This window comes from Dokdonia sp. (genome assembly GCF_039945015.1).
Taxonomy (GTDB): domain Bacteria; phylum Bacteroidota; class Bacteroidia; order Flavobacteriales; family Flavobacteriaceae; genus Dokdonia.
The window spans coordinates 168,964-183,581 of sequence record NZ_JBDUXP010000019.1; the positions used below are offsets into that span (position 1 = coordinate 168,964).

Genomic DNA, 14,618 nt, shown 5'->3' on the forward strand with positions numbered 1-14,618 from the left:
GATTAAGAAAATAAAATAATAGTATAAAGATGGATATACAACTTGAAAAGAAAAAAGGATTACGCTTGAAACATTACGGTTATATAGCTTTAGGATTGCTTATACTCTTTATAGGATACCTATTGATTTTTAAAAACTCAGCTTCTACATTCAGAACTGAAAAAGATAAACTTTCAATTGCAGAGGTAACTCAAGGGAAATTTGATGACTACATCACAATAAATGGTAATGTAGCACCTATTTCTACGATTTATATGGATGCATATGAAGGAGGTCGTGTGACGGATAAATTAATAGAAGAAGGTGCTACCGTAAAAAAAGGAGATATTATTCTCAAGCTTGAAAATATTAATCTGTATGAGCAGATTCTGAATAGTGAAAGTAATTTGGCACTTAAACAGAACGATTTACGTTCAACTAGATTGAGTTTTGATTCACGTCAGGTAGAGGGTCGAAAATCATTGGCTACCTCAAGTACCGATTTACAGAGGTTAAAACGAAATTTTGAACAAAATAAAGCCCTTTATGATGAAGAATTAATCTCTAAAGAAGTATATCAATTATCAAAAGAAAATTACGAACTCTCGCAAAAACAATATGAAATTATAACTTTGCAAACCGAGCAAGATGATAAGTTACGAAAAACATCTTTGGCTGGTCTTGATACCGATTTAAGTCGAATGCAAAAAACTTTAGGAATGGTCTATCAACGTTTAGACCACCTGAATGTTCGTGCTCCATCAGATGGACAATTGGGATTTTTAGATGCAGAAATCGGACAAAATATTACTCAAGGTCAAAGAATTGGACAAATTAATGTACTTACTGATTTTAAAATTGAAGCCAATATCGATGAACATTATATTGATCGTGTAAAACGAGATTTGGTTGCGGTGTTGGAACGAAATGGCGTTGAATACCAGCTGCGATTGCGAAAAGTATATCCTGAAGTTCGAAATGGTAGGTTTAGAGTAGACCTAGTTTTTGCAGACACAAAACCTGAAACTATTCGTGCAGGACAGAGCTATAACATCAAATTGCAATTAGGAGAATCTTCGAAAGCATTATTACTTCCAAAAGGAAGTTTCTTTCAAAGTACAGGCGGTCAGTGGATTTTTGTTCTAGGACCAGATGGTAATGAAGCTATTAGACGTCCTATCCGTGTAGGAAAACAGAATTCAAGATATTATGAAGTTCTTGAAGGATTGGATGCTGGAGAAAAAGTAATCACAAGTAATTACGATTCATTTGGTGAAGCAGAAAGAATCTTATTAAAATAAAGAATAAAAACTGTCACATCAAGTTGAGTCGAGATGTCATTATACAAATATTTAAAATCAACCAAAAATGATAACAATTCAAAATTTAAAAAAGAGCTTTAAAACTGAGGAAGTAGAAACCTTGGCATTGAACAATGTTAACATGAAAATAGAGGAAGGAGAATTTGTCGCAATCATGGGACCTTCTGGTTGTGGTAAATCCACGCTTTTGAACATTATAGGCATGTTAGACAACCCGACCGAAGGAAGTTACAATTTTGCAGGTAACGAGGTTGGCGGACTAAAAGAAAGTCTACGGACTCAATTGCGAAAAGGTAATCTTGGCTTTGTCTTTCAGAGCTTTAATCTTATAGACGAGCTGACCGTTTATGAAAATGTTGAACTACCACTCATCTACTTAAAGATGGGAAAGAGTGAGCGCAGAGAAAAAGTAATGACGGTTTTAGAACGAATGAAAATTGCACATCGCGAAAAACATTTTCCACAACAACTGTCTGGTGGTCAACAACAACGTGTTGCTATTTCTCGGGCGGTAGTGACTAATCCGAAATTAATTTTGGCAGATGAACCTACCGGTAACCTGGATTCCAAAAACGGTATTGAGGTTATGAACTTACTTACAGAGCTTAACCAAGAAGAAACGACAATTGTAATGGTGACGCACTCTGATCGTGATTCTCATTATGCACATCGTGTTATCAATTTGTTTGATGGTAAGATCGTAACAGAAAGTCAAAATAGAGCTATGGGTTCCATAGTATAAAAAAGTTTATTTATCTCCTGTTTAAAAACAGCACTTCGTAATATGACCCATAACGGGCTATTCATATCCATCACTATTAATTCGTCGAGGATTTAATAGTGATGAAGAAATAGGTCAAAGTAAAATACCTATTGAGTAATTATGGGCTAATAATTCTTTTCCATTATCAAAGGTTATAATTTTAATCCAAGATGAGTTGAAATTTGTGAGCTTATCATTCATCTTGTCATATACTTTATCCGCATTTCTAATGTTAAGCTTCTCTATCATTGTTATAAGTATTGCTCTATCTGTCCATGACCAATAGGGCTGATTTATGGTAGTTTCCTATCATACGGTCTATTTCCACATCACCTATTCTTTTTCGTTGATCAACGATTCCTGTTCTATGGAGTTCCGTTTCATAATAGTATTTTGATTATTATCTCTTTCCTTTATGGGCAGATGCTTGTGAAGGTTTTTATAGTCAATGTACTTTCTATGATTGCTATATTTAACATTCCATACCCATTTGTAAATGGTTTCATGATTAACACAATGTTTGGGTTCTTTTGATCATCTTTTGGCAATCAGTTTAGGACTATAGAGGAGATACTTATAAACTCCCACAATTAAATAGAACTAGACGAAGATTTTTTGAAATAATCACCCAATAAATCAATAGAGAACGAATTACGTAAGAAAAGAAATATAATGGAGGGAAGCTTAAACGAGGTGAAAGTTGTCAAAACAATTGGGAGTAGTGATAGTGGAATCAAAAAACAGTAGAGCCATCTGAAAAGTACAAATATATAGTTTCAAAAAAAGCAGAGTATATCAAAATGAAATTAACAAGAAACCTTGGTGAAAAAACGATTATTAAAAATGTCAAGCAGAATATTTATGCGAAAGCAATTAGTCTTTGTTAAATTTCTTGATTTGCAAATATTTAATAATTTTTTCTTCTCAATTATGATGTAATGTCTTATATTTGTGTCTTTTACATATTTAAAGTCTTGAAAAAAAAACTGACGTAACTCAGAATGGCGTAGCCATATCTTCTTTCTACAAAGACAAGTTTCCTTCTTTTTTTATTAAAAAAAATATTTTTTAAATGCAACGCTAATTTGAAATGGTTTGTTCTTCCTGAACAAATACTTTTGGCTCTTTAGTCCCTTCTCCATAGTCAAAATTTCACAAAATAATTCAAGTTATTTAGTCAATCTTTTACTGTTAAAAAGTGCGTAGCTATGTCTAATCCAAATTTAAGAATAATGATTAACAACTATTCAGGTTGGCATGTCCTATATGTCAAACATCAACATGAAAAGAAAGTGAATACTTTATTGAGAGAATCCGAATTGGATTCATTCCTACCTTTAGTAAGTAAAATAAACCAATGGAGAGATCGAAAAAAAAGAGTACAACTACCGTTATTTCCTTCTTATGTGTTTTTGAAACTTAAATCAAAGAAGGACTTGTACAATGCCTTGAGAATAAGGAGTGTTTTTATGTGTCTTCGTTTCGGTAAAGATTATGCCGTCGTCACAGATGAGGAGATTCTCAAAATAAAACAAATTTTAAGTTTGGAAAGTTTATCAGAAATACATGTAGCACCCATAGAATCTCAAGTAGGAGATAAGGTAAGGATAAATTATGGTCCATTAAAAGGGTTGAAATGCGAAATATTCAAGATAAATAATAAAAATAGACTTGTGGTAAGAATTGATTCTTTAAAACAAAATATTATTGCTACCATACCATTAAATTTTATTGATCCAATAGATTAATAGAGTTTGATAGGTTATAAATCATTCGTAAATTTTACAATTTCGAATATTTATTAAAAAAACTTCTCAAAAAAAGAGTAATAGGACCAAAAACTTTAATTGATCATCCTATAAATTTACCGAAACATCTTTTGAGCATTCTTCAAAGAACAGTTTTCACAGCTATCCTAAACTTTTAAGTTAAAACAGCTATGCTTCATATAGTGTTTTGAAAATAGGATATTTCCTTTTATAATTATAGAAACAAACACAAAATTACTTAAAAAGTGTTTTCTTTATTTTACGCTTTCGCGAAAGCATAAAAAGCACATTTTCAATTACATAGAAAATGAGTATTCGTGATTTAAAGAACTTTTGAATGCTCGTGAGCAGTTTTATGAATTTTAAATTAAATCTTGGACTTAATGTATAACTAATTATCATTTTGAACATTTCCATAGATTCTTCACTTAATAGAACTCCTTAATTTAGGGTACAGTTCAGACACGACCTAGAAAGGGTTTACATTATTAATTCTACATCAGATCTTTTCAAGATAACAAGGATAAAATTATCTATTTAACAAAATTGACATACTAACATGAGCTTTAAACAAGAAAATTTGCCTAAATCCCTAGACATATTCACTGAATTGGCCAAACTTGGTATTAAACTCCGGATTAAGGGAGATAATTTGGAAATTTTAGATGATAATTCTAATCTGACTCCTGAACTCCTGAACTACCTAAAAAAGCATAAGGAAAATATAATTTCCCAATTATCTATCGCAGGATCAGTACAGCGAACGAAGTTTATAAGAAAGACAGAGGAAAAAGAATATTATGAGTTATCATCAGCACAAAAAAGGCTTTTTTTACTATATCGATTTGATACCACGTCTTTGGCTTATAACATGCCGGCTATTTATCGCACAAAGCACCAATTAGATATTAAAAAATTGACAATTGCGGCCAACGCCTTACTTGCCAAACATGAACTTTTGAGAACAAATTTTAGACTTTTAAATGGAGAGCCAGTTCAACAAGTAAATGAGCATCAAAATTTCGCTATTGAGGAATATGATTACAAAAATAAGGTTGATGAAATAGTATCTAAGTTTATTCGACCTTTTTATTTAGAAGAATCTCTTTTGTTGAGAATAGGATTAGCTCATGGTCCAGAAAAGTTTTTAATGGTAGATATGCACCATATCGTATCTGATGGTATTTCTCATGAAATTTTGGTACGCGATTTTATAAAGTTTTATACCGATGCCGATCAAATGGTTGTCCCTAAATTAGCTTACAAAGATTTTGCTCATTGGAACAACAAGCAACTAAAGAAAGTTTCATATATCAAGCAAGAAGCGTACTGGAAAGAGGAATTTATTGGTGAAATACCGGTATTAGATCTTCCAGTTGATTTTTCTAGGCCAGAAGTCAAGTCATACCGAGGTGGTAAAGTAGAGGATGTTATTGAAGGTAATTTGGCTGATGAGCTTATTGATCTTCAAAAAGAAAATCAAGTAACTTCCTTTATGCTATTCTTAACAGCTTATGGAATTCTACTATCGAAGCTAAGTTGTCAAGACCAACTTATTATCGGGACTCCCTCTTATGGCCGTAATTCAGCCCAGGTCCATGATATGGTAGGAGTGTTTATCAATACACTGCTTATAAAATTACAAACTTCACATGAGCTTACCTTCATTGAATTCTTGAAACAAGTCAAAGCAAAAGTTCTAACTGCCCTTGATAATCGAGACTACCCATATCAAGAGCTTGTAAATAAAGTAAAACCGGTGAGAGATATCTCCCGAAACCCATTATTTGACACCTTGTTTTCCTTGGATGTGGTGAAGGGTAAATCTTCCGATTCTAATGTACTGGGTCTAGAACCTTATAATCATGGTATTCTAACATCGAAGTTTGATCTAAGCCTTTTTGTAGAGGAAACTGACGGTGTTTTTTCACTGACTTTTGAATATTGTGTGGACTTGTTCAAAGAGGAAAAGATCCAGAAATATGCACGTTATTTTAGAAAAATACTTTCTGCAGTTGCTCATTCCAGTAGTATCAAGATTGGTGAAATAGACATCATTTTAAAAGAGGAAAAGAATCTGTTAGCTAGTTATAATAATACCGATTTTGAATTTGATAGAAGCCGTACAGTGCTTGATTTATTTTTGTCAAACGCTGCTATAAATCCAAATAGTTTGGCCATCAAGGATGGCGATAACCAAATTACATATGGTGAATTTAACAACAAGACAAATATTCTCGCTCAAGAACTAATTCGTAGAAATGTACAAAAAAATGAGATTATTGCTGTTTGTATGGATAGGAGTTTGGATTTTCTATTAAGTATTTTTTCTGTGATGAAAGCAGGCGCTGCATATCTACCAATTCTTCCCACATTACCACTTAAGAGGATTAATTATATGTTGGAAGATAGCGATGCGGTCATGGTTTTGACAAACACGCCAATGGGAATGTATACCATTCAAACCTTAAACATTAATGAAATTGATTTAACAATTCAGAATACTGTAATTATACCGGCAATTCCTACTCCAGATAGCTATGCTTATACCATATATACATCTGGTTCTACTGGAATGCCAAAAGGAGTGTTAGTTTCTCATAAGGCATTAATGAACAGACTAAATTGGATGCAATACAAATTTCCGATTAAAGAAAAGGACTTAATCCTACAAAAAACACCAATTATTTTTGATGTTTCAGTATGGGAATTGTTTTGGTGGTCTACTACAGGGGCTTCTTTGACGATTCTATCTCCCGGAGAAGAAAAAGACCCAATTCAGATTATTGAAAAAATTCAAAGAGACAAAGTGACAACATTACACTTTGTTCCATCTATGTTAAGAAGTTTTTTGGATCAGATTAATCAGAGTAATATCACCGCTTTACAGTCTATCAAACAAATATTCTCTAGTGGTGAGGCACTTTTTGCTCGAGATGTAAATAAGTTCAATAAGTTATTGCTTAAAAATAATAATACACGACTAATAAATCTCTATGGACCTACCGAAGCCACTATAGATGTGACTTATTTTGAATGCTATCATAAAGAAACGTATCAAAAAATACCTATTGGCAGGCCTATTCATAATACACAAGTCTTTGTTTTAAACAAGTCTGGACTACTTCAGCCTGTAGATGTCTGGGGTGAACTAAATATTGCTGGTGAGAATTTGGCCGTTGGTTATGTTAATAAAAAAGAACTGACGGAAAGTAAATTTTATTATCATAAAAATTTGGATAAAAGACTCTACAAAACGGGGGATATTGTCAAATGGAATAATGAAGGAGAAATCGAATTTTTAGGAAGGTCAGATTTCCAGATCAAAATTCGGGGAAACAGAATTGAACTAGGAGAAATCGAAAATTGCCTGGGTCAATTTGATCAGATCAAAGATGTTGTAGTCGATGTTAAAGATTTTAAAGGTAGTGTAGTCTTGTGCGCCTATTATATATCAGATCTTAAAATAGAAACAAAAGACTTAAAGAGATTTGCTTCCCAGAGCTTGCCTGAGCACATGTTACCTACATTTTATATGCACTTAGATGAGCTACCAATTACTGAAACGGGAAAAATCAATCGAAAAAAATTACCAACCCCTACCTTAGAGACTAAAACTGATGTTAACTACCCACAAACAGAAACTCAACTAGAATTACAAACGATATGGTCAGAAACACTAGGTGTTGAAAAAAAGCATATTCATCAAGACGTTACGTTTTTTGAATTGGGCGGTCATTCATTGAATGCCACAGGCATTTTGGTGAAAATTGAGGAAGTATACAAAAGTAACATTTCATTACTCGAGTTTTTTATGAAGCCAACCATTGGGCAGTTGGCAGAACTGGTAGATAAAAGAAAGGGACTTTCTAGATTCAGTAGCATACAAGTAGCAGAAAAAAAAGAATATTATCCCCTCTCTTCACCACAACGAAGAATATTTGCATTACATTCTGTAAACCCAGATTCTGTTGCATATAATATACCATTTTTATTAAAAATCAACAATCCACAGGAGATTGAAAAACTTGAGAATTCGTTTAGAACGTTGATTAAAAGGCACGATAGTCTTAGAACTATTTTTGAATTGCACGATTCGCAACCCGTACAAAAAATCACAAAGGAAACGACTTTTGAAATGGAGGTGCTCTTTGATGAGAGTTTATCTCCTGTTGAATTTGCGAACAGCATGATTGTGCCTTTTGAATTATCTAAAGCCCCACTCTTTAGAGCAAAATTACTGAAGCAAGGCGAAAACAGTTATTATCTTTTGGTTGATATGCACCACATTATTTCTGATGGTATTTCTATTCAAAACTTGATAGGGGAAGTCAATGATTTACTTCAAGAAAAACCCCTAAACCCGATGCGACTTCAATATAAAGACTATGTTGTTTGGGTAGACCAGTCGTCTCAAAAGAAATTGATTAATGATCAAGAAAACTTCTGGCTTAATCAATTTGCCGAGAGAATTCCAGTAATAGACTTACCTTATGATTTTGAAAGAGTTGAATCATCCAATTTTAGTGGCAATAGTGTTGATTTTGAACTTGATAATGTCTTATGTGACAAATTAGTGAAATTGGCACGGGACCAAGGAACTACAAGCTTCACCTTCATATTTTCAATTTTTTCTCTCTTTCTTTCTAAGATAACAAATCAATCAGAAATTGTTATTGGCACCGTTAGCTCGGGTCGAAATCATGTTGATAAAGAAGATATGATTGGCCTGTTTGTGAATACACTTCCAATAAAAACAACTATTGATCAGAGCAAAGCTTTCCATGATTTATGGCTTGACGTTCATCATAACTTGACAAAGGCCACAGTAAATCAAGATTACCAGTATGAAAGCTTAGTAGAAAAATTAAAGATTAACAGAACCAATGGAAGGAATCCATTATTTGATGTTATCTGCGTGTATCAGAAAGAAGATTTTGATAATGGAACAAGTGAAAGTTCAATTTGGGAGAATGTGAATTTAGATACCAACATTGCTAAATTCGATCTTGGTTTGTATGTGGAGGAAATCAACGGTCTTTTTAAATTTAATTTTGAGTACCGTGATAAGCTCTTTAAAAAATCTACTATTCTAAGGTTAAAAAAAGGTTTTCTTAGGTTGTTATCCAGTGTTGTCTCAAAACCAGAGGCTATTATCAATGAATTTAACATTTTAGATAGGACTGAAGAGAAAAAAATAGAAGTTGCATTAACTGGACGTCAGGTGATTTTGCCCAATAAAACTATCATGGAATTATTTGATCAACAAGTACATGATAAATTGGAAAATATTGCTATTGATTTTGAGCACAAAAGTATAACGTATAAAGAATTAAATAAAAGTATTGATGCTATCGCTTCTCTGCTACTCGGAAAGTATGGGTTGAAAGGTCAAGAGAGGATAGCCATATTAATGAATCGATCTGATTTGATGATATCATCCTTACTTGCCGTTTTGAAAACAAACATGATCTTCGTCCCTATCGATGTGGAAACACCTAATAACACTATTGAGTATATTTTAAAGGATGCCGATGTGAGTCTTTTAATAACCAATAAAGACCTTAAGGCTAAATATAAATTTATAGACACCAAAACATTAGTTATAGATGAAGTACCAAACGTTAAATTGCATGAAAAGATAAAACTGCCATCTTCAAGAGATACAGATTTGGCCTATATTATATATACCTCTGGATCAACTGGCAAACCTAAAGGAGTGAAAATTCGTCATATCAGTCTGCTAAATTATGTTCTTTGGGCCAATGAATACTACTTTAACAATTGTCAGGGAAGTAGCATGGCTCTTTTCTCTCCAATTTCATTTGACTTCACTTTAACTTCCATTTTTACAACCCTTATTAGATTTGACTCATTGCACATATTTCAGCAGCGATTGGAAATAAATCAAGTGCTTACCCAAATTTTTAGCAGTAATTCAAGTGTGAATTTTGTAAAATTAACTCCCTCACATGTAAGCATTCTAAAACATCTCAACGTTGATGGAAACAACATCAAAGGAGTCATTCTTGGGGGAGAAAGAGTTAAAAAAGAGCATATTAGAACATTAAAGGGGTTAAATGAAAAAATACGTATTTATAATGAGTACGGACCTACGGAAGCAACAGTTGGATGTATGGTGAAAGAATTGCACAACGAAGATTTAAAAATAACAATTGGGCACCCTATCAATAACACTTCGGTACTTGTGCTTAATGAAAATAATCAAATTCAACCTCTTGGTATAGCGGGTGAGCTTTATATCTCAGGTGTACAACTTGCACAAGGTTATACTAATACCCTTTTTTCCTCCGAAAGGTTCCAGTATTTTCCTTCTCTAGGGAATAAATTATTCTATAAGACCGGGGATATGGCAAGATATCTAGATTCTGGAGAAGTTGAGTATTTGGGAAGAAATGATGATCAAGTCAAAATAAGAGGAAATCGAGTTGAATTAAAGCATGTAGAGAATTATATAAATAAGATTGAATTCGTCGAAGAGGCTGTCGCTGTTGCTAGAGAGAACGAAAACGGAGAAATATATATTGCTGCATATTACACGGCCAGTAAATTACTTGACACAAAATATTTTAACGACGTCTTAAAAATCGATTTACCATCATACATGATACCGTCCTATTTTGTCAGAATAGAAAATATTCCCCTGACAACTAATGGTAAGATAGATAAGCATCTCTTACCTAACCCCAAGCAACTTTCTCAAAGTAAATCTGATCAGAAAAAGGAAGAATCGGATGAAGTCGCTTTTACTTTAAGGAAAATATGGTCAGAAATCCTGACTATTGAGGTAGAAAAAATTGGTTGGGATGATAGTTTTTATGAACTAGGAGGGCATTCGATCAGCACGATAATGTTAGCATCAAAAATTCACAAGAATCTAAACGTTACATTTAAAATTAAAGAAATCGCCGATAATCCGACATTGAGGGAACAGTCAATTCTTGTTCGAGAAAACAAGAAAGAAGTATTTAAGAGCATAACAAAGGTTGAAAAAAGAGAATACTACCATATATCACGAGCTCAAAAGAGGATGTTTCTGTTACATAGGATGATAAAAGATAACGTCACTTATAATATTCCCGGAGCAATGATAATCGAGGGAGAGTTAGATATTGATAAATTAGAAAATACTTGCAATGAGATGATGACGAGGCATGAGGTCTTGAAAACGTCATTTCATTTTCTTCGTAATGAACCCTATCAAAAAGTTTGGAAAAATCTAAAGTTTAAAATTGAATATGTTGAAAATAATGATATTACTTCAACTGAGAAAGAGCTAATAGAAACTTTCATTAAACCATTTGATTTGGAACAAGCCCCCTTATTTCGCGTCAAAGTCGTTAAACAGAAAAAGAATAAATATATTCTCTTATATGATATGCATCATATCATTTCGGATGGTACCTCTAGCACTATTTTTATAAAAGACCTCATTGCTATTTATAATGGTACGCAAATTAATCCGTTGAAAATTCAATATAAAGAGTTTGCTAATTGGCAACACTTTACAATGGATCGTTCCAAAATTGAAAAGCAAAAGAAATATTGGCTAAAAACATTTGACAAGTTTCCTCCACTCCTCAATTTGCCTATAGACTTTCCGCGGAAGGGTTTTGCCCAAATAGAAGGGGAGGAAGCCGGAATAACCATAAGAAAAGAAATTACTTCCCGCTTGAATGAGGTGTCGAGAGAGGAAAATGTAACTCTATTCAATGTATTATTTTCAGCATTTAACGTTCTTATTGCAAAATTTTGTAATCAAGATGATATAGTTGTGGGTATTCCATCCGAGAAAAGGAATCATGCAGATTTAGAAAAACAAATGGGATTATATCTCAATCTTCTGGCGTTGCGAAGTTTTCCTAAAAGCGAAAAATCTTTTTTAACTTTTTTAAAGGAAGTACAGCAAACAGCACTTGGAGCTTTCGACAATACAGACTTTCAATTCGAGCAGTTGGTAAATGATTTAAATGTTCAAAGGATTGAGGGAAGAAGTCCTCTTTTTGATGTTTATTTCAATTTTTTAAATTTTGATTTAACAGTAAACAATACTATTGAAGGATTAAAAATTAGTCCATTGGATGTTGAAACTAAATATTCAAAATATGACATTGGTTTTTACATGGTGGAACAAGGGAATCAATTAGAGGTTAGTTGTGTCTACAAAAAAGACCTATTTAGAAAGGGCACTATCAATTATTTACTTAAGGCATTTCAAACCCTGCTAAATAAAATATCAGAAAATAAATCACTTAATATTGGGGATTATGACATATTTGAAATACAGACAAATGAAGAGCAAAAATTTGAACTAGGGACACAAAAGGGGTATGAAGTATTTACTTCGAATGATATTCATCAATCCATTGGAGAACGTTTTGAATTACAAGTAGCAAAATATGGAGATAGAATAGCCATAGAATATGAAGATGAATCTATTAGCTATAATAATCTAAATAAAAAAATCAATACAATAGCCAATCACTTACTTGATATAGCCATAAAACAAAAGGATGTCTATGCAGCCATTTTGCTGGATGATAGGACAAACATGGTTTTGTCGTCCATGGCGATACTAAAATCGGGCTATATTTCTATCCCCTTAGATGTGAAATATCCTAAGGAAAGATTAAAATTCATAATTGAAAACAGCGGCGCCGCTTTTTTGTTGACAGATTCCCAAAACATAGATATTTGTCAAGAATTGATTAAAAATATCGCTCATTCAGTGGTACTTGTGAACATTGAATCGATAGAAGAGGAAAAAATAAAAAATCCAAATGTTAAGATATCATGCGATAACTTGGCATATGTACTATACACTTCTGGTTCTACTGGTAACCCTAAAGGAGTAATGCAGAGTCACAAGAATACGTTGCATTTTTGCAGAGTTTATACAAATGCGCTTAAGTTAAATAAAAACGATAAACTATCCTTTTTGTCCACTTATAGTTTTGATGCAGGAATCATGGATATTTTTGGAGCACTTCTAAATGGAGGTACCCTGTGTCCTTTCGACATGCGTTCAAAAGGCAGTATTAAAGCCCTTAAAGATTGGCTCATTTCCTCGAAAATAACGATATATCATTCTATTCCTAGTCTTTTTAGGAGCATATATGAAACTTTCGATAAAAATGAGCAAAATATTTTACCCCATATCAGATTCATTGTAATGGGAGGCGAGGAGACAATTATGGCTGACGTGTTAGCGTATAAAAAGTATTTTTCTGACACCTGTTTTTTCGTAAATGGCCTGGGACCTACAGAGTCAACTGTAACTCTTCAAAAATTCATTGATAAGAAGACTACACTTTCAAGTAGTAAAGTATCGGTAGGGCATTCCGTACATGAAACCGAGGTTCTTTTATTAAACGAATTAGAAAAAGAAGTAGCTGTTTATGAGGTAGGTGAAATTGTCTATAAAAGTTCTTATCTCTCATTAGGCTACCTCAATGATTTGAATAGGACCAATAAGAGCTTTATGAAGTTAAAATCGGATGAGGGAAGAGTATATAAATCAGGTGATTTGGGAAGAAGACTTCCTAATAATGAGATCGAATATGTTGGAAGAAAAGACTTTCAAGTCAAGATTCGAGGTTTTAGAATTGAGGTGGGAGAAATTGAAAATCATTTAATGTCTCATAATTTGATTGAAAAATGTGTGGTGATTCTAAAAGAGGAAAAAAATGATAAATATCTGGCGGCTTTTTATACATCAAAAATCAAGATAGAACCTAGTGAAATAAAGAGTTTTTTGTTAACCAAATTGCCTGATTATATGTGTCCAGGAAAGTTTGTTCCCCTAGATGAGATTCCTTATAACCACAATGGTAAAATAGACAGACCAACAATACAAAAGATAAGAATTAAAGAAGATGATGTATCCAAAAAAATACAAATACCGACCACAGAAACAGAAATAAAGATGGCAGTTTTGTGGAAAAAGGCCCTGAATTTAAAAGAGGTAGGAAACTGCTTGAATTTTTTCGAATTGGGCGGTCATTCATTAAAGGCTGTGCAATTATTAAATGAAATTCACAAAGTATTTGCGGTAGATATTACACTGCAAGATTTTTTTTCCAGACCAACAATTAAATCTTTATCAGCATATGTTGAGACTTGTCAATGGGTTAAGAAATCTGACAACTCATCGAAAACATTTAAAAAAGAGATTATTATAACCTAATACATAAGAGATATCCTCTATTAAAACTCAATATAAATTTTCACAACTTCAATTTTAACCTTATTAAGTAAATATTACTATGGAAACTATGGAAACAAACAAAGAATTGGAAATCTGGCATAAGCAGTTTAACCTTGACGAGAAGGACAATCTAGATACACTACCAACGGAAAAAGCGGTATATGGTGTTTTTGGGATTGTCGACGATAAATCGATAAACTGTCGATACGTGGGGGAAACTGATAATTTGAAGGATGCTGTTAAAGAGTTATTCGAAACCCCTGAGGATGAGGGTTTAAAAAAGTTCATGCAAGGGCCTTGGATTCAAATGTTGAAGTATGAATTGTTACCAGAATCTTCTGAAAAAGACAGACAGGAGTCAATGCAAGAATGGACAGAAAAATATAAGCCCAATGTAGATGAAGAAGGTGAATATCCAGGCTATTATAACTACTAGATAAATCTATAATCGGATTAAAATAACGAATAAGATTTATCAACATTTTCAATCTAAAGTAATAAAATACTAGAGCCTTTTCTCGGTGTTACTATGAGACACTTCGTTTAAAATTCTTAAA

The 14,618-nt window shown here is 32.9% G+C and carries 5 protein-coding genes; all 5 read left to right on the forward strand.

The window, feature by feature from the left end; all coding sequences use genetic code 11:
- The first annotated feature begins 29 nt into the window (after positions 1–29).
- The 5 genes from ABJD27_RS15205 to ABJD27_RS15225 all read left to right on the forward strand — a co-directional run bounded on the left by ABJD27_RS15205 (position 30) and on the right by ABJD27_RS15225 (position 14,497).
- Entirely contained in the window at positions 30–1,280 is a 1,251-nt protein-coding gene (locus ABJD27_RS15205; protein ID WP_348168033.1) for an efflux RND transporter periplasmic adaptor subunit, read from the forward strand.
- Positions 1,281–1,347: 67 nt separating this feature from the next.
- A complete protein-coding gene (locus ABJD27_RS15210) occupies positions 1,348–2,043 on the forward strand; it encodes an ABC transporter ATP-binding protein (RefSeq protein ID WP_348168036.1) in 696 nt (231 codons plus the stop codon).
- Between the two features lie 1,229 nt (positions 2,044–3,272).
- On the forward strand, positions 3,273–3,812 hold the full coding sequence (locus ABJD27_RS15215; RefSeq protein ID WP_348168039.1) for a UpxY family transcription antiterminator: 540 nt from the start codon (positions 3,273–3,275) through the stop codon (positions 3,810–3,812).
- Between the two features lie 580 nt (positions 3,813–4,392).
- Positions 4,393–14,040: an amino acid adenylation domain-containing protein gene (locus ABJD27_RS15220; protein ID WP_348168042.1), complete on the forward strand. Its 9,648-nt coding sequence runs from the start codon at positions 4,393–4,395 to the stop codon at positions 14,038–14,040.
- 88 nt (positions 14,041–14,128) lie between these two features.
- Positions 14,129–14,497 carry a hypothetical protein gene (locus ABJD27_RS15225; protein WP_348168045.1) on the forward strand — a complete coding sequence of 123 codons (369 nt, stop codon included), beginning with the start codon at positions 14,129–14,131 and terminating at the stop codon, positions 14,495–14,497.
- Positions 14,498–14,618: the final 121 nt, after the last annotated feature.

Bases quoted from the DNA above. Each gene is read 5' to 3' on its own strand.
- ABJD27_RS15205 (WP_348168033.1), top strand. From the start codon at position 30: ATGGATATACAACTTGAAAAGAAAAAAGGATTACGCTTGAAACATTAC.
- ABJD27_RS15215 (WP_348168039.1), top strand. From the start codon at position 3,273: ATGTCTAATCCAAATTTAAGAATAATGATTAACAACTATTCAGGTTGG.
- ABJD27_RS15210 (WP_348168036.1), top strand. From the start codon at position 1,348: ATGATAACAATTCAAAATTTAAAAAAGAGCTTTAAAACTGAGGAAGTA.
- ABJD27_RS15225 (WP_348168045.1), top strand. From the start codon at position 14,129: ATGGAAACAAACAAAGAATTGGAAATCTGGCATAAGCAGTTTAACCTT.
- ABJD27_RS15220 (WP_348168042.1), top strand. From the start codon at position 4,393: ATGAGCTTTAAACAAGAAAATTTGCCTAAATCCCTAGACATATTCACT.